Origin of the sequence: Bradyrhizobium sp. LTSP885, from assembly GCF_000938305.1 — a bacterium.
In the GTDB taxonomy this organism is placed as follows: Bacteria; Pseudomonadota; Alphaproteobacteria; order Rhizobiales; family Xanthobacteraceae; genus Bradyrhizobium.
The window spans coordinates 127,519-150,394 of record NZ_JYMT01000034.1 but is presented as its reverse complement, the minus strand read 5'-3'; the positions used below and the strand labels follow the sequence as shown (position 1 = coordinate 150,394).

The 22,876-nt window shown below is 63.9% G+C and carries 23 protein-coding genes; 13 read left to right on the top strand and 10 right to left on the bottom strand.

The window, feature by feature from the left end; all coding sequences use genetic code 11:
* The 5 genes from UP09_RS21500 to UP09_RS21480 form a co-directional block, all read left to right on the top strand.
* A partial coding sequence (locus UP09_RS21500; protein WP_044540271.1) for a hybrid sensor histidine kinase/response regulator occupies positions 1-2,695 on the top strand: 2,695 nt, incomplete at its 5' end.
* Positions 2,696-2,707: 12 nt separating this feature from the next.
* Positions 2,708-3,178, top strand: coding sequence for a chemotaxis protein CheW (locus tag UP09_RS21495; protein WP_044540291.1), 471 nt, complete (start codon positions 2,708-2,710; stop codon positions 3,176-3,178).
* Between the two features lie 78 nt (positions 3,179-3,256).
* On the top strand, positions 3,257-3,622 hold the full coding sequence (locus UP09_RS21490) for a response regulator (RefSeq protein WP_044540270.1): 366 nt from the start codon (positions 3,257-3,259) through the stop codon (positions 3,620-3,622).
* 128 nt (positions 3,623-3,750) lie between these two features.
* Complete coding sequence (locus UP09_RS21485; RefSeq protein WP_044540269.1) at positions 3,751-4,923, top strand: protein-glutamate methylesterase/protein-glutamine glutaminase; 1,173 nt, start codon at positions 3,751-3,753, stop codon at positions 4,921-4,923.
* Positions 4,920-5,792, top strand: a complete 873-nt coding sequence (locus UP09_RS21480; RefSeq protein ID WP_044540268.1) for a CheR family methyltransferase — start codon at positions 4,920-4,922, stop codon at positions 5,790-5,792. The genes UP09_RS21485 and UP09_RS21480 overlap by 4 nt, the downstream gene beginning before the upstream one ends.
* A gap of 141 nt (positions 5,793-5,933) precedes the next feature.
* On the opposite strand, the gene UP09_RS21475 is transcribed toward UP09_RS21480, so the two are convergent.
* The 7 genes from UP09_RS21475 to UP09_RS21445 all read right to left on the bottom strand — a co-directional run bounded on the left by UP09_RS21475 (position 5,934) and on the right by UP09_RS21445 (position 10,915).
* Complete coding sequence (locus UP09_RS21475) at positions 5,934-7,091, bottom strand: glutathionylspermidine synthase family protein (protein WP_044540267.1); 1,158 nt, start codon at positions 7,089-7,091, stop codon at positions 5,934-5,936.
* A 33-nt stretch (positions 7,092-7,124) separates the two neighbouring features.
* Positions 7,125-7,346: a hypothetical protein gene (locus UP09_RS21470; protein WP_044540266.1), complete on the bottom strand. Its 222-nt coding sequence runs from the start codon at positions 7,344-7,346 to the stop codon at positions 7,125-7,127.
* A 100-nt stretch (positions 7,347-7,446) separates the two neighbouring features.
* Entirely contained in the window at positions 7,447-7,866 is a 420-nt protein-coding gene (locus UP09_RS21465; RefSeq protein ID WP_044540265.1) for a hypothetical protein, read from the bottom strand.
* A 2-nt stretch (positions 7,867-7,868) separates the two neighbouring features.
* Positions 7,869-8,273 (bottom strand): DUF350 domain-containing protein, encoded by a 405-nt coding sequence (locus tag UP09_RS21460; RefSeq protein WP_044540264.1) that lies wholly within the window; start codon positions 8,271-8,273, stop codon positions 7,869-7,871.
* Between the two features lie 184 nt (positions 8,274-8,457).
* Positions 8,458-8,991: a hypothetical protein gene (locus UP09_RS21455; protein WP_044540263.1), complete on the bottom strand. Its 534-nt coding sequence runs from the start codon at positions 8,989-8,991 to the stop codon at positions 8,458-8,460.
* 80 nt (positions 8,992-9,071) lie between these two features.
* Complete coding sequence (locus UP09_RS36395) at positions 9,072-10,037, bottom strand: ATP-grasp domain-containing protein (RefSeq protein ID WP_156164708.1); 966 nt, start codon at positions 10,035-10,037, stop codon at positions 9,072-9,074.
* The gene (locus UP09_RS21445) at positions 10,022-10,915 is read right to left on the bottom strand and encodes a hypothetical protein (protein ID WP_044540262.1); all 894 of its coding nucleotides are present in this window, start codon (positions 10,913-10,915) and stop codon (positions 10,022-10,024) included. Before UP09_RS21445 ends, UP09_RS36395 begins: the two co-directional genes overlap by 16 nt.
* A 255-nt stretch (positions 10,916-11,170) precedes the next feature.
* Here UP09_RS21445 and UP09_RS21440 point away from each other — a divergent pair, with 255 nt between their 5' ends.
* The 3 genes from UP09_RS21440 to UP09_RS21430 are packed head-to-tail and all read left to right on the top strand — an operon-like array spanning position 11,171 to position 14,249.
* A complete protein-coding gene (locus UP09_RS21440; RefSeq protein WP_044540261.1) occupies positions 11,171-11,428 on the top strand; it encodes a hypothetical protein in 258 nt (85 codons plus the stop codon).
* 18 nt (positions 11,429-11,446) lie between these two features.
* Complete coding sequence (locus tag UP09_RS37720; RefSeq protein ID WP_156164707.1) at positions 11,447-12,619, top strand: hypothetical protein; 1,173 nt, start codon at positions 11,447-11,449, stop codon at positions 12,617-12,619.
* A 16-nt stretch (positions 12,620-12,635) separates the two neighbouring features.
* Complete coding sequence (locus UP09_RS21430) at positions 12,636-14,249, top strand: S53 family peptidase (protein ID WP_052833162.1); 1,614 nt, start codon at positions 12,636-12,638, stop codon at positions 14,247-14,249.
* An 88-nt stretch (positions 14,250-14,337) separates the two neighbouring features.
* Here UP09_RS21430 and ctrA read toward each other — a convergent pair whose 3' ends face one another.
* Positions 14,338-15,039, bottom strand: a complete 702-nt coding sequence (gene ctrA, locus UP09_RS21425; protein WP_007600544.1) for a response regulator transcription factor CtrA — start codon at positions 15,037-15,039, stop codon at positions 14,338-14,340.
* Between the two features lie 369 nt (positions 15,040-15,408).
* Between ctrA and fliI the strand changes: the two genes are divergently transcribed.
* The 4 genes from fliI (at position 15,409) to UP09_RS21405 (ending at position 18,917) form a co-directional block, all read left to right on the top strand.
* Positions 15,409-16,734 (top strand): flagellar protein export ATPase FliI, encoded by a 1,326-nt coding sequence (gene fliI / locus UP09_RS21420; RefSeq protein ID WP_044540260.1) that lies wholly within the window; start codon positions 15,409-15,411, stop codon positions 16,732-16,734.
* 109 nt (positions 16,735-16,843) lie between these two features.
* Complete coding sequence (fliJ, locus tag UP09_RS21415) at positions 16,844-17,263, top strand: flagellar export protein FliJ (RefSeq protein ID WP_044540259.1); 420 nt, start codon at positions 16,844-16,846, stop codon at positions 17,261-17,263.
* 200 nt (positions 17,264-17,463) lie between these two features.
* On the top strand, positions 17,464-18,009 hold the full coding sequence (locus UP09_RS21410; RefSeq protein ID WP_044540258.1) for a sigma-70 family RNA polymerase sigma factor: 546 nt from the start codon (positions 17,464-17,466) through the stop codon (positions 18,007-18,009).
* Between the two features lie 2 nt (positions 18,010-18,011).
* A complete protein-coding gene (locus UP09_RS21405) occupies positions 18,012-18,917 on the top strand; it encodes an anti-sigma factor (RefSeq protein WP_044540257.1) in 906 nt (301 codons plus the stop codon).
* Positions 18,918-19,286: 369 nt separating this feature from the next.
* Here the strand turns inward: UP09_RS21405 and UP09_RS21400 are convergent, their stop codons facing one another.
* On the bottom strand, positions 19,287-19,487 hold the full coding sequence (locus UP09_RS21400) for a hypothetical protein (RefSeq protein ID WP_044540256.1): 201 nt from the start codon (positions 19,485-19,487) through the stop codon (positions 19,287-19,289).
* Between the two features lie 419 nt (positions 19,488-19,906).
* The gene (gene flhA, locus UP09_RS21395) at positions 19,907-22,036 is read right to left on the bottom strand and encodes a flagellar biosynthesis protein FlhA (protein WP_044540255.1); all 2,130 of its coding nucleotides are present in this window, start codon (positions 22,034-22,036) and stop codon (positions 19,907-19,909) included.
* Between the two features lie 384 nt (positions 22,037-22,420).
* Here flhA and UP09_RS21390 point away from each other — a divergent pair, with 384 nt between their 5' ends.
* Entirely contained in the window at positions 22,421-22,837 is a 417-nt protein-coding gene (locus UP09_RS21390) for a hypothetical protein (RefSeq protein ID WP_245302100.1), read from the top strand.
* Positions 22,838-22,876 lie beyond the last annotated feature (39 nt).

Sequence of the window (22,876 nt, the reverse complement as noted above, 5' to 3'; positions counted from 1 at the left end):
CGAGAGCCTCGACACGGTCGACAACCAGTTGGTTCGGTTCGAGCAGGACCCCAACAACGCGAAGATTCTCGATAATATCTTCCGCCTGGTCCACACCATCAAGGGGACCTGCGGCTTCCTCGGCCTGCCGCGGCTGGAAGCGCTGGCGCATGCCGGCGAGACCCTGATGGGCAAATTCCGCGACGGCATGCCGGTCAAGGCTGAGGCCGTGACGCTGATCCTGTCCTCGATCGACCGCATCAAGGAGATTTTGGCAGGGCTCGAGGCCACCGAGGCCGAGCCTGAAGGCGACGACCGCGATCTGATCGATCAATTGGAAGCCATGGTTGAGCGCGGCATGGCCGCTATGGCTGCTGCTGCAGCTGCTGAAGAAACTCCTGTTGTCGCCGCACCTCCGGTGCAACCGGCGATGCCCGAAGGCACGCTGGTGGTGCAGACCCTGGAGCGCCCGTTGCGCCCCGGCGAGGTCTCGCTCGACGAACTCGAACGCGCCTTCCGCGAGACCGCGCCCGAAGTGGTCGCGCCCGCGCCTGTTGCCAAACCCGCAGCGCCCGTGGTTGCTGCGGTTGCCGCAGCGGAGCCCGCCGAGGTCGCGAAGAAGCCGGCCCGCAAGGCGGCTGCCGCCGAGGGCGACGTCCCGGAAGGCGACAAGATCGCCAACCAGTCGATCCGGGTCAACGTCGACACCCTCGAGCACCTCATGACCATGGTCTCCGAGCTGGTCCTGACCCGCAACCAGCTGCTGGAGATATCAAGGCGCAACGAGGACACCGAGTTCAAGGTGCCGCTGCAGCGGCTGTCGAACGTCACCGCCGAGCTGCAGGAGGGCGTCATGAAGACGCGGATGCAGCCGATTGGTAACGCCTGGCAGAAGCTGCCCCGCATCGTCCGCGATCTCTCCGGCGAACTCGGCAAGCAGATCGAGCTGGAGATGCACGGCGCCGACACCGAGCTCGACCGCCAGGTGCTCGACCTGATCAAGGATCCGTTGACGCACATGGTGCGCAACTCCGCCGACCATGGCCTGGAGACCACGGCCGAGCGGGTCGCCGCCGGCAAGGGCGAGCAGGGCACCATCAGGCTCTCTGCCTATCACGAGGGCGGCCACATCATCATCTGCATCGCCGACAATGGCCGCGGGCTCAACACCGAGCGGATCAAGGCCAAGGCAGTCCAGAACGGTCTCGTCACCGAGGCTGAACTGGACAAGATGACCGAAGCGCAGATCCACAAGTTCATCTTCGCGCCGGGCTTCTCGACCGCAGCCGCCATCACCTCGGTCTCCGGCCGCGGCGTCGGCATGGACGTGGTGCGCACCAATATCGACCAGATCGGCGGCACCATCGACATCAAGAGCGTGGCCGGCGAGGGCGCCTCCGTCACCATCAAGATCCCGCTGACGCTGGCGATCGTCTCGGCCCTGATCGTGGAAGCCGGCGGTGATCGCTTTGCGATCCCCCAATTGGCCGTGGTCGAGCTGGTGCGGGCGCGGGCCAACTCCGAGCACCGCATCGAGCGGATCAAGGACACGGCGGTCCTGCGGCTGCGCAACAAGCTGTTGCCGCTGATCCACCTCAAGAAGCTCTTGAAGATCGACGACGGCGCGACCTCCGATCCCGAGAACGGCTTCATCGTGGTGACGCAGGTCGGCAGCCAGACCTTTGGCATCGTGGTCGACGGCGTGTTCCACACCGAGGAGATCGTGGTCAAGCCGATGTCCACGAAGCTGCGCCACATCGACATGTTCTCCGGCAACACCATCCTGGGCGATGGCGCCGTGATCATGATCATCGACCCCAACGGCATCGCCAAGGCGCTCGGCGCCTCCGGCTCCTCGGCCCATGACATGGCCGACGACAGTGCTTCGGCCCATGCCTCGTCCGGCGAGCAACTGACCTCGCTGCTGGTGTTCCGTGCCGGCTCCAGCCAGCCCAAGGCGGTGCCGCTCGGCCTCGTCACCCGGCTGGAGGAGATCGCAACCGACAAGATCGAGCTCTCGAACGGCCGCTACATGGTGCAGTACCGCGAGCAGCTGATGCCGCTGGTGCAGATGGCCGGCGTCAATGTGCAGACGCAAGGCGCCCAGCCGATCCTGGTGTTCGCCGACGACGGCCGCTCGATGGGGCTGGTGGTCGACGAGATCATCGACATCGTCGAGGAGCGGCTCAACATCGAGGTCGCCGGCTCGCAGGAGGGCATCCTCGGCTCGGCCGTGATCAAGGGCCAGGCCACCGAGGTGATCGACGTCGGCCACTTCCTGCCGATGGCGTTTGCCGACTGGTTCTCGCGCAAGGAGATGCGCCCCTCGGCAAGCTCGCAATCCGTGCTGCTGGTCGATGACAGTGCCTTCTTCCGCAACATGCTGGCGCCGGTGCTGAAGGCTGCCGGTTACAAGGTGCGGACCGCGCCGAACGCGCAGGAGGGGCTTGCCGTGTTGCGTTCGGGGCAGGCCTTCGACGTCGTGCTGACCGACATCGAGATGCCCGAGATGAACGGCTTCGAGTTCGCCGAGAGCATTCGTTCCGACAACAATCTGACCGGGCTGCCGATCATCGCACTGTCGGCGATGGTGTCGCCGGCGGCGATCGAGCGCGGCCGGCAGGCCGGCTTCCACGATTATGTCGCCAAGTTCGACCGTCCCGGCCTGATCGCGGCGCTGAAGGAACAGACCGCCGAACTGCGCCGGGCGGCTTAAGGAACTGTCATGATGACCAGCAAGACCGAGACAAGCGAAGGCGCCATGGTCGAATACGTCACCGCCGTGATCGGCGGGCAGCTGTTCGGGCTGCCGATCTCGCGGGTGCAGGACGTGTTCATGCCGGAGCGGCTGACGCGGGTGCCGCTGTCGTCAGCGGAGATCGCCGGTGTGCTCAATCTGCGCGGCCGCATCGTCACCGTGGTCGACATGCGCGCTCGCCTGGGGCTGCCGAAGGCCGATGACGGCAAGCCGCCGATGGCGGTCGGTGTCGACCTGCGCGGGGAATCCTATGGCCTCCTGATCGACCAGATCGGCGAGGTGCTGCGGCTGCCCGACGACGGCTGCGAGGAAAACCCCGTCAACCTCGATCCCCGCATGGCCAAGCTCGCCGGCGGGGTCCACCGCCTCGATGGCCAGCTCATGGTCGTCCTCGACGTCGATCGCGTACTCGAATTGATGCCCGACGCCAAAGCAGCCTGAGAGGGCGGCGTGAGATCAGGGCGAATTGAACTGAAGAACCGAAACATCCCCGTGGGGATGAGGAAGTAGAGGTCGCAAATGAGAACGTGTCTTGTTGTCGATGACTCAAGCGTCATTCGCAAGGTCGCCCGCCGCATCCTGGAAGGTCTCGATTTCCAGATCACCGAAGCCGAAGATGGTGAGAAGGCGCTCGAGGTTTGCAAGCGCGGGCTGCCCGATGCGGTGCTGCTCGACTGGAACATGCCCGTCATGGACGGCTACGAGTTCCTCGGCAATTTGCGCCGCATGCCCGGCGGCGATGTGCCGAAAGTGGTGTTCTGCACCACCGAGAACGACGTCGCGCATATCGCGCGTGCGCTGCATGCCGGTGCCAACGAATACATCATGAAGCCGTTCGACAAGGACATCGTCACCGCGAAGTTCCAGGAAGTCGGACTCCTCTAGAGATTGATCCCTCGCGACAAACGCGTCGTGTTTGCGCGAAGATCATGCTCAAAGCCTGCGTTCGATCCGGCGGCGGAAGCCTCCGGCTCAACGTTCGTAATCTGTGCCGTTGCGTCGCTGGTGAAGTTATGAGTGTTGCGTTGACAAGTGCTACGGCCCCGACATCGACCCGGACCGACAAGGTCCGGGTGATGGTCGTCGACGATTCCGTGGTGATCCGCGGGATGATCTCGCGCTGGATCGGCGCCGAGCCCGACATGGAGGTCACGGCTTCCCTGCGCACCGGCCTCGACGCCGTCAACCAGCTCGAGCGCATCAACCCCGATGTCGCGGTGCTCGATATCGAAATGCCGGATCTCGACGGCATCTCGGCGCTGCCGCAGCTGTTGGCCAAGAAGCGCGACCTTGTCGTGATCATGGCGTCGACGCTGACCCGCCGCAACGCGGAGATCAGCCTCAAGGCGCTGTCGCTCGGCGCATCCGATTACATTCCAAAGCCGGAAAGCACCCGCGAGGCGACCGCCGCGGAAACCTTCCGCCACGATCTGATCCAGAAGATCCGTCATCTCGGCGCCAAGGCGCGGCGCGGTGCGGGTCACAATTCGGCGAGCCCGCCGCTCGCGCCGAGCCAGGACAGGTCGCGTGCGGCGGCTCCGGGCGCTGCACCGGCGCCGGCTGCGGCAGCACCAATCGCCCGCCGCGCGTACGGCCTGCTGTCGCCGAAGGTGCTCCTGATCGGCGCGTCGACCGGCGGCCCGCAGGCGCTGATGTCGCTGGTCGCCGAGATCGGGCCGCTGATCGATCGTTTCCCGGTGCTGATCACCCAGCACATGCCGCCGACCTTCACCACCATTCTCGCCGAGCACCTTGCGCGCACCAGCAAGCGCCCGGCGCATGAGGCTGTTGACGGCGAGACCGTCAAGCCCGGCCAGATCTATCTTGCGCCGGGCGGCCGCCACATGCGCGTGGTCCGCCATGGCATCGATGCCGTGATCGCGCTCGACGACGGCCCCCCGATCAATTTCTGCAAGCCCGCGGTCGATCCGATGTTCACGTCCGCGATCGACGTCTGGCAGGGCAGTATCATGTCGGTGATCCTGACCGGCATGGGCTCCGACGGCATGCGTGGCGGCAAGGACATCGTCGCGGCCGGCGGCAGCGTGATCGCCCAGGACGAAGCCTCGAGCGTGGTGTGGGGCATGCCCGGTGCGGCCGCCAACGCCGGCATCTGCGCCGCCGTGCTGCCGCTCAATCAGATCGCGCCGAAACTTGTTCGTGCGTTTTCGGGAGACCGTTCGTGACGCCCCTGGACTATGAGTATTTGCGTAAGCTCCTGAAAGAGCGTTCCGGCCTCGATCTCTCCGCCGACAAGCAATATCTGGTGGAGAGCCGGCTGGTGCCGCTGGCGCGCCGGTCGAACCTCGCCGGCATCCCCGAGCTGGTCCAGAAGATGAAGGGCGGCGCCGAGGCGCTGACATCAGACGTGGTCGAGGCGATGACCACCAACGAGACGTTCTTCTTCCGCGACAAGATTCCGTTCGATCATTTGAAGGAAGCGGTGCTGCCGGCGCTGGCGCAAGCGCGCGCCGCGCGGCGCAGCCTGCGCATCTGGTGCGCGGCCGGCTCGACCGGACAGGAGCCCTATTCGATCGCGATGCTGGTGAAGGAAATGACCGCGCTGTTCACCGGCTGGCGCGTCGAGATTATCGCCACCGATCTGTCGCAGGCGGTGCTGGAAAAGGCCAGGGCCGGCCTGTTCAGCCAGTTCGAGGTGCAGCGCGGCCTGCCGATCCAGATGCTGGTGAAGTATTTCACACAGAAGGGCGAGCTCTGGCAGCTCAACGCCGATATCCGCGGCATGGTGCAGCACCGCCAGCTCAATCTGCTGCAGGACATCTCCCATCTCGGCACCTTCGACGTGATCTTCTGCCGCAACGTGCTGATCTATTTCGACCAGAACACCAAGGCCGGCATCTTCGCCAAGCTCGTCCGGATGCTCGAGCCCGACGGCGTGCTGGCGCTCGGCGCCGCCGAATCCGTCGTCGGCATCACCAGCGCCTTCAGACCCTATCCCGACAGGCGCGGGCTCTATCAGCCGAACACCGCGCCGGTGGCACGCGCCGGTGGCGCGCCGCATGTGCTGAAGGCCGTGGCCTCGGCTGCGCGCTGAGTTGAAGCGAGGCGATCGCGGTTCTTTCCACGTCATTGCGAGCGAAGCGAAGCAATCCATCTTTCCGCAAGCGGAGGCATGGATTGCTTCGTCGCTTCGCTCCTCGCAATGACGGGCGCGGAAGCGTTCGCCTCTCTCCAGTTACAAGATCGCGTGCGGCAGAAAACGCGACGTGTTTCCCGTGATCGGGTTCTCGTCCTCGCGGATCGACAGGCCGCACGGCGTGTGATCGACCAGCCAGCTGCCGAGCACCGGATACTGTCCTGAAAAATTCGGCAACGGCGCCAGCGCCTGGCGGATGAAGCCCTCGGCGCCGTAGGGCCCATCCTGCGCGGCCAGCGTCGTACCGGCGCTGACCAGCTCGATATTGGCACCTTCGCGCGAATAGATCGGCTTGCGCACAAAGGACGTGCCCAGCTGTGCGGCCTGCGGGTCGTCCTCGAAATAGGCCGGCAGCAAATTGGGATGGTTGGGAAACATCTCCCACAACAGCGGCAGGATGCCCTTGTTCGACAGAATTGCCTTCCACGGCGGCTCGATCCAGCGCGTCGGCGCCTTTGCGAGATCCTTGCCGAACGCGTCGTGGAACATCCATTCCCAGGGATAGAGCTTGAACGCGAGCTCCATTGCGCGGTCGTCGAGGTCGACGAATTGTCCGTCGTCACGCAGCCCGATCTCCTCGATGTCGAGCAGCGTGGTTGTCAGACCGGCCTGGGCCGCGGTGTCTGCGAGATAGGCGAGCGTGCCGGCGTCCTCGGCATTTCCGGTCATGCCGGTGAGATGCAGCGGATGCGAACCACCGAGCTTCTTCCAGGCCTCGATCAGGTGCTCGTGGATCGAGTTGAACTGGTCGGCGCGCTTCGGGATGATGTTGCGTTCGATCGCCTGTTCGAGCCAGGTCCATTGAAACACCGCCGCCTCGAAGATCGAGGTCGGCGTGTCGGCGTTGTATTCGAGCAGCTTGGCCGGGCCTTTGCCGTCGAATTTGAGATCGAGCCGGCCGTAGAGGCTGAGCTGATCGCGATGCCAGCTCTCCGAGATCAGGTTCCAGAAGGCTTCCGGAATTTTCAGCCGGCGCAGATAGGCCTCGTCGTCGACCGCGCGGCCGGCGAGCTCGAGGCACATCGCGTCGATCTCTCCGGTCGGCGCCTCGATGCCGCGTTCGATTTCATCGAGCGTGAAGGCGTAGTAGGCGCGCTCGTCCCAGTAGCGTTCGCCGTCGATGGTGTGAAAATCGAAGCCGGCGCGCTCCGCCGTCTCACGCCAGTCGTCGCGTTCGGAGCATTCAATGCGTTGCATGGGTCATCGCGTTTGCGTCAGACAAGGCGTACGTCAACCGCCGCCATGCGGGTGACCGCCATGGGGGTGGCCGCCGAAGCGACGCGGGGCGGCGCCGAAGCCGCCATAGGCGGGCCGGCAATAGGGCCGGCCGTCGGGACCGGGGATCAGGACGTTGCCGGGACCGCAACCACGCCGCGGCGCAAATCCCATCGAGACTGCGCCAATGGCTGAAGTCCCAATCATTGTCAGCACGACACGTCGTGAGCGTTTCATGGATGCGATCCTCCCCCGGTAAGCGGCCTTAAGTGTCCATCACATGCGACGGCCGGGCAAGCGAAAGCATGCGGTCACACAGCAACGTGCAGCAACGATGTCAGCCACCGCCAAAACCGAACGCGTGCGCGAACGAGCCGAAGCCGCCGCGGCTCACCGAGCTTGCACTGGCGGCCGATGACGATGACGAGCCGCCGCCGGATGAGGAATCGCTGCTGAAGAAGCTGCTGCGCGACGACCAACTGCTGCCGCTACCGCCATGGCCGCCGTATCCGGATGACGAACTGCGCGGCGCGCAGTCGACGCCGGGTTGCGGCACCGCAGGCGCGGTCATGCCCGGCGGCGGTGGCTGCGGGGGCTGGCAAGTCTGGCGCGGCATCAGTGCATAGGCGCTGCCGCCGACCGCGAGCGTGCCCATCACCAATAGCGCAACGTGGTTGGAGCGCTTGACCGGCGGACCCGGCTGCGGCGGCGCAGCGGGCCGGCGCCTGCCGAATTCCGGATTCGGTTTGGTTGCCATGGTCAGTAGATCATGCAGGCCGCGTTCAGCGCGCCTGCGGCCAGCGAGGACAGCCCGAGCCAGATCGCTGCGGCCATCTCTCCGGAGGCGATCCGCGCCGACAGGTTCGGCACCGGGATCTTCACGATGTAGTAGACGATGATCTGCACGATCAGCGCGATCATGCTCCAGATCAGGCAGTCCACGACATTGGCGGAGTGGGCGATGGCGCTGACGACGGGCAGCACGAAGCCGAGCAGGCTCAGGCCCAGCGCAATCGCTGCCGCCGGATCGTTGTCGCGGATCAGCTGAAACTCGTCGTGCGGCGTGACACGCGTGTAGACGAAGAGATAGGCGACCACGGCGATCAGCGCCGTGCAGAAATAGACCAGGAATGCCGGCAGGCCGGCGAGGGATTGCAGGATCATGTCGTGGCGCGCCCCGTGGATCCTCAAGAATCGTGTGCCGGAAGGATGACACGATCTGTTGGTCGGTGCACGTCCGTATCAGGTTCAGGGGACATCGTGTGGAATGCCATGGCGACAAACAGCGCCCGCCGCCAGGCGAGGCGCTGCTCGTTTTATCGCTGTGCGAAATCGTGGCCGCGCGCGGTCATTTTCCGGTCTTGGCTTTCAGCTCGGCAACCTCGCTCGCGAGCTGGTCGACGGTGGCCTGCAACTGACTGATCTGCGCGGCCGGATCGACTCCGATCATGGTTGGATCGGGCGGCAGTTCGGGGGTGTTCTTGAACGCGTCAACGGAAACCTTTGTGAGCTCCGCGAGTGGCTTGTCGATTTCCTTGTCCTTGTGCACCTTGTCGGGGTGGACTTTATCCGGATGCAACTTTTCCGGATGGACTTTCTCCGGCTGAAACTTCTCCAAATGTTGCTTTTCGATATGCTTCGGATGATTGAGCGTCTCGAAGATCTCCTTGTGGGGTTTGTCGGGGTGGGTCTTGTCGAGGTCCTTGTGGATCTTTTCCAGCTCCTTGTCCTTGTGGGCCTTGAGCAGCGCGTTGTGCGTGGCGTTCGCGAGGATCGTGTGCAGGTCGCGCACGCGCAACTCGCTGACGGGCGTGTCGGCGCCGACGGCGGGTCTATCCTGCTGGGACACGAATGGTTCGGAAGATTTGGGGTCTTTGGCCATAATCAATTCTCCAAATGTCGAATGATGAAATTGCCACCCCCGCGAATATCACTATAGCAGCATTGCATGAAAATGCAACCTTAACGAGTTTTGCTGGAAAGCGGTTTGCCGGCAAGGAGATGCGCAAGCGCGGTGCTGATCGGCTGGCCCGTGGCACGCTCGAAGAACAAAAAGCCCGGCGAGGGATTGGCCTCGAAACAGAAATATTCGCCGTCTTGTGTCTCCTTCAAATCGATGCCGGCAAACAACAGGCCCAATCGTTTCGTCAACGCGACGCATCTGTGCGCGACCTCGCAAGGCAGTTCGGTTGGTTGCATCAGGATCGGCTCGCCATCGCCCGCGGCATAGCGGTAGTCGATCGATGGCGTCTCGATGCGGGTGGCAAAGATCCGATCGGCAACGACGTGGACCCGAACATCCGCGCCCTGGATTCGCTGCTGGAACTGCGCCGGGCCGTGACGCAGCAGCGGCAGGCGCTCGGCCTGCTGCGAACCGAAACGGCGAACGATGGAGCGAACCCCGCTGATGGATTTGTAGATCACGTCGTCATTGTGCTCGGCGGCGAACGCAAGCGCCGCGGCGGCATCGTTGGTGATCAGCGTCGCAGGCACCTGGAACCCGCACGCGCGGATCAGCATCGCCTGGTGCGGCTTGCTGCTGTTCGACATTCCGGCGAGCACCGGGTTGACGACCGGGCAGGGCAGGGTGTCGATAATTGCGCTGAGCGCGGCCATCCGCTGTGCCTGAAGCGCCTGCGCCACCGCGGCCGGAATTCCGGGAAAATCCGCTGCCAGCGCCTGCAGCGGCCTGAAATACACGCCGGTCAGGTCATCGACGTCGAGACGCCAATCCGGACCGGAAAAATATCCGCCGTGGAATTCGCCGTTGGTCCATTGTGTGTGCACGGTCGATTGCACAGCGGAGTCGGTCGAGATGTTTGGGCTCAGCACCCGATAGGCGAGCTCCTCCGCCTCAAGGCGCGCGCACACCAGCTCGGTCACGGGTTCGCTGACATTGCCGCACACCAGAATCATGACAATACCCATGACAATGGCTTGGCGTGGCCGGATGGCTCACCGCTCTGTGTCAGCGTATCGGCCACGCCCTCCGCGATGGCCTCTCGTGCGACGGGACCGAACAATTCGAAGCGCGGACGATGTTCGATATCCAGCACACGCGGCCTCTGGTCCGACGTGACGATGAATTCCGCGAACCCAAGGCCTGCTGCGGCGGCGAATGCGCAAAGCCGCGCGGAGACGTCTTTCGCCGTATCCGGCGTTCCGTCATCCCAGACCAAATGCGGTCCGGCCAAGCAGGCGCGCCACGCGCCGTGATGGAGTTCCGTCAGTCGCGCGGGCGCCAGTGGCGCGTGCTCCGCAACCTTCGCTGCATCTGTCTCGGGCACGAGTTGGCGCGCCCCGTGGCCTGTCACGTGCTCAATGGCGGCTCCGCCCTGACGCGCCAGAAACCGCGAAATCTCCCCGGCGTCTCCGGTGATGACGCTGTCGAGCGGCGGCAGGCCATGTCGCCGCAGCAAGGCGCCCCAGACCAGGATGGGCCGCCGCATGCCGTACCACGACCATGCGGGCGGCCGATCGACCACCGGGCATGGCAGGCCCCATAGCCAGCCGAGCAGGGCGGCTTCGGCCTCGGCCTGATTGTAGAACAGGTCCTCCTGCGACCATTCCTCCGATGGCCGGACGGGCCGGGCGACGCGTCGTGCCGCCAGCACGCCGTCAATCGCAACGGTCTCGCCTCCGATCGTCAGGGCGGTGTCCGACCGGTTGCTGTCGAAGCGCCAGGCGGTGCACGCGGGATCCATAAAGGGATCGCTGATCGTCCGCGTTTCGTGCGACCGCCCGGCCAGCGCGCGGCTGACCGCCGCGAGGCATGGATCGTCGGAGGCTCCAAGCAGGATGAACATCGGCGTTCCCTTCGTTCAGCGAACGAAGCCCGGATCAGTTCCCGCCAAAATTGTGCACTAGATATCGATCACTCACAGGTGATATGGCTCACAATGCCCCAAACAAAAACTCCGCCATTTGTGGCGAGCTTGTTGCGCAGCATCGGGGGACGAATTGCCATGTCAGGTTGTGATCCACTTCACAACGGGCTCTGCAATAGCGGTCTATATGACACACAACCTGAAGTATATTGCTGAACGAGATCGGTGATCGCTATGACGACGAGCTATGGCACGGACATCCTGCCGATGTTCCGATCGGGCGACATCGGTTGCATGACTCCGAAAGATGTCCATCTCGGCGACGCCACCTGGATGTGCGACCCGGCCGCCAATGACGATTTTGCCGACCACGCCAACGCGCGCCGCGTATTCGCCGCGCTTTCATCCGGATTCATGCCGCCGGGTCACAAATGGTCGCAGGACCGGCTCGATATCTATTCGAGCTGGATGATGGACGGATTCCAAACCTGAACCCGAGTGGAGAGCAAGATGAGGAGATCGATCAAGACGGCGCTCGCCTGTGGTGTGCTTTTGCTTCCCGGCCTTCCGGTCGCGGCGCAGACGACGCCGAATCCAGCGATGAATTCGCCCGATCAGCTGGCCTGGCAATTCTTCATCCAGGTCAACACCCGCGCCGGCGGCAGCAATGCCCTGTTCGAGACCTGGGCCAGCGATAGCGACACCTTCAAGGTGAATCCGCAGTTCCCGACGACGCCGGCGCCGCTCGCGCTGCATGAACCTGCGGTGCCGGATGCGGGCCGGGTGGCGCTGCAGAGAGCCGGTAAGCTGCTCCCGGCGATTCCGCCCGGCAAGGGCGCGCTGGAGGAATCGCGGCGCAACAAGGAATCGTTCGACTTCATCGTGCAGAACAATTTGTACAAGGTGTCCGGCCTTCGCGCCGCGTTCGGCAAGACCATTTCGTTTCCGGTCGGCGCGATGGAGGTCAAGGCGAACTGGATGCTGGTGACGGATATTCCGGACTTCAGCGGCGGCAAGGTGACGCTCGCCGATGTACCCAAGCTGTATCATGTCAACACCGGCGCCGACGGCAAGCAATATGCCTTCGTGTCGATGCACATCATCTCCAAGGCCGTTCCGAACTGGACCTGGGCGACGTTCGAGCACCAGTTCAATCCGTCGCGATGCGACATCATCGGATGCAGGGACTCCTTCGGTGCGCAAACCAGTCCGGTGGGCCCCAATTCGCAGGCAAAACAGGGATACCCGGATTGCGCGAAGACGCCGGCGTTGAAGGCCATGATCGCGGCCGCCGATTGGGATCCGGCATTTGCCAATTATTGCCTGAAGGGGTCGCAGACGGATTTCACTGATGCCACCGGTCTCGACGTCCGTCTCGGCAATTCGGTCACCGAAGACGGCTTCGTCGATCAATCATCCTGCATTACCTGCCACGGCCGGGCGGCCTGGGACAGCAAGGGGGCCGCCACCTCCCAGGCAGGCTTTGACGACAATGGCGCACCGCTCGGCCCGATCCAGCCCAGCTGGTACTGGAGCTTCTCCAGCCAGCCGCCGATCTTCCAAGGCATGAGCGGCCTCGCGCAGATCGCGACGTCGGCGGACTTCGTCTGGTCCATCCCGTTCTGTGCGCTCGACGACACCCAGACCCCGCCGAAGGTCAACCGGAACTGCAAGGGAAAATGAGCCGGCGGGCGCATCGGTGACCGACCAAAAGGTACAACTCGCCGGCAGTTATCGCGCCGCTCCGCCGGATGCGACATATGTCGGCGAGGTCGATCCGGACGAACTTATCGTCATCACGGTCTATCTGAAGCGGCGCACGCCCGATGCGTTTCAAGCGGGCAGTGCCGGAGACCTCGCCCGGCTGTCGAAGCCGATCACGCGGCGCGCGCTCGCGGCGCAACGCAAACGCACCCATGGCCGCGCCGCCGAGCGCATCAAGAAGCTGGCCGCCAGGTTTCATGTCGCGGTGCTCGATATCGATCTGTCCCAGCGCATCGTCGTGCTGGAAGCCACGGCACGCCTGCTGACCGGGATCCTCGGTGCGACGCTGCGTATCTACGACGACGGTCACAGCCGCTTCCGCGCCCGCGTCGGCGCAATGGCGGTGCCGAAGGAAATCGCGCCATGGGTGCGCGCCATCCTTGGCTTCGATCAGCGGCCGGTGTCGAGGCCGGTGCCGCGGTTGACCGCGCTCGCCGGTGCCGGAGCGGGCGCCGGACTCTGGCCGACGGACGTTGCCGCGCTCTACGGGATTCCGCTTGATCGCGACGTATCGAAGGTCTGCGTCGGCATCATCGCGCTGGGTGGCGGTTACCTCGCAACCGATCTGGCCCAGGCGCTCGCCGCGATGGAACGTGAGGCTCCCAAAGTCATCGACCAGGCCGTTACGATCAAGCCCACCGTGCCCGCCGGCGCCGCGACGTCCGGGGCCGGCAATCAGTTCGGGGGCGGCACGGTGCCCGACGAGGAGATCGCGCTCGATCTCCAGATCCTGGCGAGCCTGCTGCCCAAGGCGCGGATCGTGATCTATTTCGCAGGCAACACCATTCAGAGCATGGTCGGTGCGATCAACCAGGCGATCTTCGACGACGTCAACCGGCCGCAGGTGCTGTCGGTCAGTTGGGGCAGCGCGGAGACGTTCTGGAGTTCTTCGGCCCGCGACGCGATGCAGGGGGTGTTGGCCGACGCCAAGCGATTGAACGTCACGGTCTTGTTCGCGGCCGGCGACCAACTCGCGACCGGCGGATTGAACGACGGTAACGCGCATGTCTGGTTTCCCGCGTCGAGCCCCTATGCGCTGAGCTGTGGCGGAACACAGCCCGCCAGCGGCAACGCCGGCGCGGCGGGCAATGAGGAGATTGTCTGGAACGACGGCACCAGTGGGACCGGCGGCGGGATCAGCGATGTGTTTTCGGTGCCGGCTTTTCAAACCGGTCTGGCGCTGCCGCCATCCGTCAATGACGGCGCCTTGCGGCGCGGCGTTCCCGATGTCGCCGCCGCCGCGTCCGGTACGCCAGGCTACCGTATTGTTCTCAACGGCGCCGTGGTGATCAAGGACGGCACCAGCGCGGCCGCTCCGCTCTGGGCCGGACTGATCGCGATCGCCAATGCAGCGCGCGACAAGCCGCTCGGCTTCGTCAATTCCGCGCTCTATTCCAATGCGGCCCTGTTCAGGCCGATCGAGCACGGCAACAACCGTGTCGACGGCATGGGCTACGATGCGGGCGCCGGCTGGAATGCCTGCACCGGATTGGGTGTTCCGAAAGGCGCCGATCTCGTCACGGCCCTTGTCGCAATCCTGGCGGCGTAAACACCCCAAACAAAAACCCCGCCATTTACGGCGGGGTCCAGTCGGGAGGAGTGAACCCTGAGGTTCGCTGCACGAAGCCCGTAAAGTCTTAGGCCGGAATTCGCTCTTCGACTTCGTGCGGCTCGCGCAGCACATAGCCGCGGCCCCACACGGTTTCGATGAAGTTGCGGCCTTCGGAGGCGTTGGCGAGCTTCTTGCGCAGCTTGCAGATGAAGACGTCGATGATCTTCAGCTCCGGCTCGTCCATGCCGCCATAGAGGTGGTTGAGGAACATTTCCTTGGTGAGCGTGGTGCCCTTGCGGAGCGAGAGCAGCTCCAGCATCTGGTATTCCTTGCCCGTCAGATGCACGCGCTGGCCGCCGACCTCGACCGTCTTGGTGTCGAGATTGACCACCAGATCGCCGGTCTGGATGACCGACTGGGCGTGGCCCTTGGAGCGGCGCACGATCGCGTGGATGCGGGCGACCAGTTCGTCCTTGTGGAAGGGTTTGGTCATGTAGTCGTCGGCGCCGACGCCGAGACCCTTGACCTTGTCCTCGATGCCGGCGAGGCCGGAGAGGATCAGAATTGGTGTCTTGATCTTCGACACCCGCAGCTGCTTCAGCACGTCGTAGCCGGACATGTCGGGCAGGTTGAGGTCGAGAAGGATAATGTCGTAATCGTAGAGCTTGCCGAGATCGACGCCTTCTTCCCCGAGATCCGTCGTATAGACGTTGAAACTCTCGGACTTGAGCATCAGCTCGATCGACTGCGCGACGGCGCTGTCATCTTCAATCAGCAAAACGCGCATGCCAAGTTCCCCATCGTCGCCGCTCCGGGCGTCAGGTCGGCCGCATTCGCGGCACTTACAAAACGCCTTTGAACAACTGATTCGGATCCTGACAAGATATGGTTAACAAAAAATGATTCTGCTTCGCAAGCTCTAACCGTGCAATTTTTGTCGAATCGCCCTAAGATATTGCGTAGAAGAACCTTTTGCTATCCGTTCTCGTTCAGATTCCACATTAAGAGACGGGTCTAACCGACTCTCGTGACTCGCCCTTCCTCAGAACGGGCGAGCAACCCCAGTCACCAAAGACAGTGACGCAATGATTAACGATGCGGGTAAACACGAGGTTAAGCGGCCAGGGCAAAATCTCGGAAACTTAAGGTTTTCGCAATGAAGGCCCTCGCGGAACAGATCGGTGACATCGACGGCGTCAACATTTATGGCCGTGTGGTCGGTGTCCGCGGGCTGATGGTCGAGATCGCGGGGCCGATCCACGCGATGTCGGTTGGCGCCCGCATCGTGATCGACGTCGGCGGTGGCCGCTTCATCGCGGCCGAGGTGATCGGCTTCTCCGGCAGCAATGCCGTGGTGATGCCGTTCGGCGGGCTCGAGGGTGTCAGGCGCGGCTGCCGTGCCGTCATTGCCAATGCTGCAAGTCAGGTGCGGCCGTCGCCGGCCTGGCTCGGCCGCGTCCTCAACGCGATGGGCGAGCCGATCGACGGCAAGGGGCCGCTGGTGCAAGGCGCCTCGCCGATGCCCTATCGAAACTCGCCGCCGCCGGCGCATTCGCGCCAGCGGGTCGGCGCGCCGCTCGATCTCGGGGTGCGCGGACTCAATACATTCCTGACCTGTTGCCGCGGCCAGCGGCTCGGCATCTTCGCCGGTTCCGGCGTCGGCAAGTCGGTGCTGCTGTCGATGCTGGCGCGCAACGTCGACGCCGATATCACCGTGATCGGGCTGGTCGGCGAACGCGGCCGCGAGGTGCAGGAATTCTTGCAGGAAGACCTCGGCGACGAGGGCCTGGCGCGTTCGGTCGTGGTGGTCGCGACATCGGACGAGCCGGCGCTGATGCGGCGCCAAGCGGCGTATCTGACGCTTTCAATCGCGGAATATTTCCGCGACGAGGACAAGGACGTGCTCTGCCTGATGGACTCGGTGACGCGCTTTGCGATGGCGCAACGCGAGATCGGCCTGTCCGCCGGCGAGCCGCCGACCGCCAAGGGCTATACGCCGACGGTGTTCACCGAACTGCCGAAGCTGCTGGAGCGGGCAGGGCCGGGCACTGGCGTCGGCACCATCACCGCGATCTTCACGGTGCTGGTCGACGGCGACGATCATAATGAGCCGATCGCGGATGCGGTGCGCGGCATCCTCGACGGCCATATCGTGATGCAGCGGGCGATCGCCGAGCGTGGCCGCTATCCGGCGGTCAACATCCTCAAGTCGGTCTCGCGTACCATGCCGCGGTCCGCCGATCCCGACTTCCTGTCCTTCATTACGAAGGCGCGGCAGGTGATGGCGACCTATGCCGACATGGAGGAACTGATCCGGCTTGGCGCCTACCGGCCGGGTTCCAGCCCTGAGGTCGACGAGGCGATCCGGCTGCACGAGCCGCTCGAGGCATTCCTGCGCCAGGCCAAGGATGAGGCCACCAGCCTCGGCGATGGCTATCGCCAACTGGCTCAAATCCTTTCGGGTTTGGAAACGGAACGCTAACTTTGTCGGGCCATCATCCGCGGCAGACTAGTAGCGATGCCGGCGGGGCCCAGCCGGGAGCCGGCTTTGTCCCGCGTTCAAAATAGGGACTTCTGGGGAGTATGAGTCGATGAAGTCACGTGAAACGCTGATCCGCCTGAAGAAGTTTCAGGTCGATGAGAAGCGCCGCCGGGTTACCCAGATCGAAGGCATGATCGCCGACTTCCAGCGCATGTCGGTGGAGCTCGAGCGCGAGATCCAGGTCGAGCAGGAACGCGCCGGGATCAACGATCCCACCCATTTCGCCTATCCGACCTACGCCAAGGCGGCGATCCAGCGCCGGGAGAATTTGACCCGCTCGGCCGACGAACTGCGCACCCAGCTCGATGATGCCAAGGCACTGCTGTCGGAGGCATTCGAGGAGCTGAAGAAGGTCGAGTTGCTCGACGAGCGCGACCAGGCGCGCGAGCGCGCCGAAGAGAGCGCCCGCGAGCAGGCCGACATGGACTCGATCGGCCTGATGCGCGCCCGTCTCGGCGTCATCGCCTGACGCATTTCATCCACGTCGAAAGACGGAAAAACCCGGGCCTTCGGCCCGGGTTTTTGTTTGATAATGTCCACAGCCGGCCCACTGGTGGACCGTGTCGTCAGAAACTATGCTACGACCGTCCCGGGCACACGTGACAAGACGATTGACAACGAGACGACGGACGGCGACGCGATGGGGGAAACGGGCTTTGGGGGCGCTGAATGCTGACGCCGGCTGAGCTGGTCGGGCTGATCGCTGCCGTCGCGAAGGGGGATCAAGCCGCCTTCGAGCGCCTTTACGCTGCCACACGCGCGAAACTCTTCGGCGTGGTGCTCCGTATCTTGCGGCGTCAGGACCTCGCAGAGGAGGTCATTCAGGAGGCTTACGTCAAGATCTGGAACAGCGCCGGACAATTCAATCCGGCCCTGTCCTCCCCGATCACGTGGATGGCGTCGATTGCGCGGAACCGCGCCATCGATGTCGTGCGCAAGCGAACCGAGCTCTCGCTGGAAGACGAGCCGGCCGCCATGGAAGCGGCTGCCGACACGCCCGATCCACTGGCGCGCCGGGAGATGACGGAAGAGTTGAAGCGTTTGTTGGAGTGCATTGGTCGTCTGGAGCCCGATCGGCAGAAGCTCGTGCTGCTGGCCTATTACAATGGCTGGAGCCGCGAGCAGCTCGCCGCGAAGTTCGAGACGCCGGTGAATACCGTGAAGACATGGCTGCGCCGCAGCATGATTGATATCCGGGAGTGTCTTGGACTCTAGCGATGGCCTATAGCGAAGACCATATCGCGCTCGCCGCGGAATATGCGCTCGGTACACTCGATGCCGATGAGCGCGCGCAGGTCGACACCATGATGGCTGTCGACAAGGAGTTCGCAGCTGTCGTGCAGGCGTGGGAGTTCAGGCTCGGTTCGCTCAATCAGATGGTCGGTTCGGTCGAGCCGCGCCCGATCGTCTGGGAAAACATCAGGGCGGCGATCGGGCTCTCCGCCGAACCGCAGGCGCCGCTGTTGCTGCCCGAGTCTGCGCCACCACCGCAGGTCGCGCCAGTCGAGATGCGGCAAGTGCGTGTCGTCGATCAAGTGCCCGTCGTCGATAACGACAACGACAACATCGTTGATCTGGCAAGCCGCGTGAAGCGCTGGCGCAGCCTCGCCTCCGTTGCGAGTGCGATCGCGGCCGCGCTGCTCGTGATGTTCGGTCTGCAGATCTACCAGCCCGATGCGCTCCCGCAGGCGATCCGGCCAAAGCCGCGCATCCAAACCGTGGAAGTGAAGGTGCCAGCGCCCGCGCTCACGCCCTCAGCGCAATATGTCGCGCTGCTGCAGGGCCAAGGCGGCGGACCCGCCTTCATCATGACGATCGACGGCGCCACCAGGAATTTCACGGTCCGCAAAGTCGGTGCAACCGCAGAGCCGGGCAAGAGCTTCGAGCTCTGGCTGATTTCCGACAAGCTGCCGCAACCGCGCTCGCTCGGGGTGATCGGGACGGGCGACTTTACGGCACGCCCGGTGTTGTCATCCTATGCTTCTGACGTCGTCGATGGCGCCACCTACGCGGTGACGGTTGAGCAGGCCGGTGGTTCACCCAGCGGCCAGCCGACCTCGACGCCGCTCTTCACCGGCAAGTTGATCGAGACGGTGCCGGGCGCCGCGTCGGCGCCGCGGTAAGTTCGCGCCTTATCTTGTTGTCGTGAGCCTGTGAGTCGTTGTGGCTCCGTCATTGCGAGGAGCGATAGCGACGAAGCAATCCATCTTTCCGGACGGGCGGCGGCAATGGATTGCTTCGCGGAGCCTGTCATCGGGCGCGCATTCGCGCGACCCGTTGGCTCGCAATGACGTGGATGGAGCTATGCTCAATCTTGATCGTCGTCGCGCTCATGCACGACGATGCGGTCTGTTCGTGTGCCCGCACAAAAAGAAAACGCCCGTGGGGAGCGGGCGTTTTCAACAGTCAACTTGGGGGTAGTTGGGGGTCTTAATATCCACGTAGCGACTTTGGGGGGCTGTAAAGAGCCACGTGAATTCGTGAATTCTCCTTTAGCGGACGACCGAGGTGCCCGAGCTGGTGATCGTCACCGGCTTGCCGGCCTTCATCACCCGCGCCGTCTGGGTGTAACCCTCGTCCGACGAATTGTGTGCCGTGATGCCGAAACCCGCGACCAGGATACCCGCGACCAAGGCGACGACCACGATCTTCAGGTGGGTCGTACGGTCTGCGCTGTAGATCGAGTGGTTCATGGAAGTCTCCTGCCGCCTTCCTGCTCTCAGCGGATTTGTCGGGCCGGTCCGCCACCCGGTTCAACGTCTCTCGCCCCACCAACGTAGGATGTGCTGATTCCGTTCCCCAGAGGCGATCACAAGGCAGTGAAAAGACTTGATCGGCCGCGATCGAAAACCGCCGATGGAACCGAAAATTCTACATAATCACAAGTATTTTCAATAGTTTGATTGCACATAGCGTGTCGGCTGCCAAGATCCACCCGTTTCGGCTGATTCCACACAAATCTGTTGCCTGTGGCGCAAAAACACAGCGCGAACGGTCACTGATTTGTGTTCTGCCAGAGCGTTTCGAGCGAAGTGGAAACCAGTTCGCGTCAAGAAAACGCGTCAAAACAAGAATCTAGAGGTCCATTCCGCTTCCATCGGAATCGGCCTCTCTAGACGCTACCGACCGTCTTCAGCCTGGCCCGGGGATGGATTTCGGCTTGCGACAGCACGGTGGTCTGCGAGCGGAACCGCTCGACCAGCGAGCGGACGAACGGCCGGATCGCCGCCGAGGTCACCAGCACGGGCGCCTCGCCTTCACGCGCCGCCTGCTCGAAGGCGTTGCGGACGGCGGTCATGAACTCCGAGAGTTTGGAGGGTTGCATCGCAAGGCTGCGCTCGTCGCCAGTGCCTATGATCGACTCGGCGAACGCCTGCTCCCACCGCGCCGACAGCGCGATCAGCGGCAGGTACCCGTTCGGCGAGGTGTTCTGGGCGCAGATCTGCCGCGCCAGCCGGGCACGGACGTGCTCGACCATGGTGCTCGGGTTGCGCGAGAACGCCAGCGCATCGGCGATGCCTTCGAGGATGGTCGAGAGATCGCGGATCGAGATGCGTTCGGCGAGCAAGAGCTGCAGCACGCGCTGGATACCCGACACCGTGACCTGGCCCGGCACGATGTCCTTGATCAGCTCGGCCTGCTCCTTCGGCAGGTCCTTGAGCAGCTTCTGCACCTCGCCGTAGGACAGCAAGTCCGACATGTTGGTCTTGAGCAGCTCGGTCAGATGCGTCGACAGCACTGTGGCCGCGTCGACGACGGTGTAGCCTTTCAGCGCGGCCTCTTCCTTCAGGCCGGCGTCGACCCAGGTCGCCGGCAGGCCGAAGGTCGGCTCGATGGTGTGGATGCCGGGTACCTGGACCTGGTTGCCGCCGGGGTCCATGACCATGAACTGGTTCGGCCAGATCTTGCCGGTGCCGGCGTCGACCTCCTTGATCTTGATGACGTAGCTGTTGGCCTCGAGCTGCACGTTGTCGAGGATGCGCACCGCCGGCATCACAAATCCCATCTCGACGGCGAGCTGGCGGCGCAGCGCCTTGATCTGCTCGGTCAAGCGGTCGGTGCCGTCGGGGCCGTTGACCAGCGGCAGCAGCGCGTAGCCGAGCTCGATCTTGAGGTCGTCGATCTTCAGCGCGCTGGAGATCGGCTCGTCCGCGGCCGCAGCGGCGGCGGCCGCAGCGGCGGGGGCCGCAGCAGCGGCGGCTTCGGCGGCCACAGCCGCCCTTTTGCGGTTGCGTGCGCTCCAGGCCAGCGCCGCGGCGCCGGAGCCCAGCAGCATGAACGGGAGCATCGGAATGCCCGGCAGCAGCGACAGCACCAGCATGACGCCGGCCGACATGCCGAGCGCCTGCGGATAGCCGGAGAGCTGGCGCATCAGCGCCTTGTCGGCGGCGCCGGTGATGCCGGCCTTGGAGACCAGAAGGCCTGCGGCGGTCGAGACGATCAGGGCGGGCACCTGGGTGACGAGGCCGTCGCCGACGGTCAGCACGGTGTAGGTGCGGGCGGCTTCGCCGAAGCCCAGTCCTTGCTGGGCGACGCCGATGATGATGCCGCCGACGATGTTGATGAAGACGATCAAGAGGCCCGCGATCGCATCGCCGCGGACGAATTTCGAAGCACCGTCCATGGCGCCGAAGAAGCCGCTTTCATCCTCCAGCGCCTTGCGGCGATCCTTGGCGGCCTTCTCGTCGATCAGGCCGGCGGACAGGTCGGCGTCGATCGCCATCTGCTTGCCGGGCATCGAGTCGAGCTGGAAGCGCGCCGCGACTTCGGCGATGCGGCCCGAACCCTTGGTGATGACCACGAAGTTCACGATCACCAGGATCGCGAACACGATGATGCCGATCACGAAGTTGCCGCCCATCACGAAGTTGCCGAACGCCTCGATGACGTGGCCCGCGGCGGCGGTGCCCTCGTGACCATGGCTCAGGATCAGCCGGGTCGAGGCCATGTTCAGCGACAGCCGCATCATGGTCGAGATCAGGAGGATGGTCGGGAACGACGAGAATTCCAGCGGCGCCTGGATGAACAGCGAGGTCATCAGGATCAGGATCGAGATCGTGATCGAAACTGCCAGGAACAGGTCGAGCACGATCGAGGGCAGCGGCAGGATCAGCACCACCAGGATGGTGATGACGCCGAGCGCCAGCGCGAGATCGCCGCGCCTTAAGGTATCAACGATCTCACTGAGGCTCGGCAGTCCGCTCTTGCCTGCCGTACCCTGACCCGCCGTGACGTCGACCATGGTAGCCGCTTTCCCTCGCGATTGACGGCTGCGGCCGCCAAGCGTCTGCGCGACGGCCGCTGGGCCGCCGTTCCGAAAGTGAGGCACCGCACTGGCGTCCACGGGGGATCTCCTCCCGTTATACGCAATCGACGACACTCGACTTCACTCGGCAATTCTTGCCGGGTGTATGGTTAGCAAAGGGTTAATAAAGGCCTTAAGGGCCCGTCATTCCCGGCGTTTTCGGTCGCGACAAGGTGTCAGCGTGGCCGCCAGTCGACGCGAGGGGCCATGGCTGCCCGCGCCGCCGTCGACGCGACGGCCTGAACTTCCGGAACCCGGCGTCAGACGAAACGCTGAAACATCCTCTTGAGGGGATCCATGTCGAACAGAACAGATCGAGTCATGGTCATCGGTCTTGCCGCGGCCCTGACACTTTTGTCCGCGTCAGCGGAGACGGCAACGCTTCCCGACGACAAAGCGTGGATGATCCGCATGCTGGCTTGTGAAGGCGACGGCGTACGCATGGAGGTCTATCTTCCGCAATCGGTTGTCTTTGCCGATCCCGGCATGCGCGCGGGCCAGACGGTGGCCGGCTACTACACGCTCGACCTGACAGCAGCGAACAAGGGCAAGGGTCTCGAGCCGGCGCGCATCACGATGAGTGCGGACAAGAAGACGGTGATCGTCGACCAGTTCACGCGGGGCCTGCCGCCGACACACATTCCCGTTGGCGGAGGTACGGTTGATTTCGACAAGCGGTTCGGAACCGGCGCCAAGTGCGGTCCATTCCAGGCGCAGGATCCGAATTTCGGGAATTGATCTTCCGCGTCGACACACGGCTTGGCGCGGAGCGACGTC

Coding starts and splice junctions, on each gene's coding strand:
- UP09_RS21390 (WP_245302100.1), top strand. CDS start 22,421: ATGGTCATCGGTCTTGCCGCGGCCCTGACACTTTTGTCCGCGTCAGCG.
- UP09_RS21485 (WP_044540269.1), top strand. CDS start 3,751: ATGAGTGTTGCGTTGACAAGTGCTACGGCCCCGACATCGACCCGGACC.
- fliJ (WP_044540259.1), top strand. CDS start 16,844: ATGAAGTCACGTGAAACGCTGATCCGCCTGAAGAAGTTTCAGGTCGAT.
- UP09_RS21490 (WP_044540270.1), top strand. CDS start 3,257: ATGAGAACGTGTCTTGTTGTCGATGACTCAAGCGTCATTCGCAAGGTC.
- UP09_RS21455 (WP_044540263.1), bottom strand. CDS start 8,991: ATGGCCAAAGACCCCAAATCTTCCGAACCATTCGTGTCCCAGCAGGAT.
- UP09_RS21460 (WP_044540264.1), bottom strand. CDS start 8,273: ATGATCCTGCAATCCCTCGCCGGCCTGCCGGCATTCCTGGTCTATTTC.
- UP09_RS21410 (WP_044540258.1), top strand. CDS start 17,464: ATGCTGACGCCGGCTGAGCTGGTCGGGCTGATCGCTGCCGTCGCGAAG.
- fliI (WP_044540260.1), top strand. CDS start 15,409: ATGAAGGCCCTCGCGGAACAGATCGGTGACATCGACGGCGTCAACATT.
- ctrA (WP_007600544.1), bottom strand. CDS start 15,039: ATGCGCGTTTTGCTGATTGAAGATGACAGCGCCGTCGCGCAGTCGATC.
- UP09_RS21400 (WP_044540256.1), bottom strand. CDS start 19,487: ATGAACCACTCGATCTACAGCGCAGACCGTACGACCCACCTGAAGATC.
- UP09_RS21470 (WP_044540266.1), bottom strand. CDS start 7,346: ATGAAACGCTCACGACGTGTCGTGCTGACAATGATTGGGACTTCAGCC.
- UP09_RS21440 (WP_044540261.1), top strand. CDS start 11,171: ATGACGACGAGCTATGGCACGGACATCCTGCCGATGTTCCGATCGGGC.
- flhA (WP_044540255.1), bottom strand. CDS start 22,036: ATGGTCGACGTCACGGCGGGTCAGGGTACGGCAGGCAAGAGCGGACTG.
- UP09_RS21445 (WP_044540262.1), bottom strand. CDS start 10,915: ATGTTCATCCTGCTTGGAGCCTCCGACGATCCATGCCTCGCGGCGGTC.
- UP09_RS21465 (WP_044540265.1), bottom strand. CDS start 7,866: ATGGCAACCAAACCGAATCCGGAATTCGGCAGGCGCCGGCCCGCTGCG.
- UP09_RS21405 (WP_044540257.1), top strand. CDS start 18,012: ATGGCCTATAGCGAAGACCATATCGCGCTCGCCGCGGAATATGCGCTC.
- UP09_RS21495 (WP_044540291.1), top strand. CDS start 2,708: ATGACCAGCAAGACCGAGACAAGCGAAGGCGCCATGGTCGAATACGTC.
- UP09_RS36395 (WP_156164708.1), bottom strand. CDS start 10,037: ATGGGTATTGTCATGATTCTGGTGTGCGGCAATGTCAGCGAACCCGTG.
- UP09_RS37720 (WP_156164707.1), top strand. CDS start 11,447: ATGAGGAGATCGATCAAGACGGCGCTCGCCTGTGGTGTGCTTTTGCTT.
- UP09_RS21475 (WP_044540267.1), bottom strand. CDS start 7,091: ATGCAACGCATTGAATGCTCCGAACGCGACGACTGGCGTGAGACGGCG.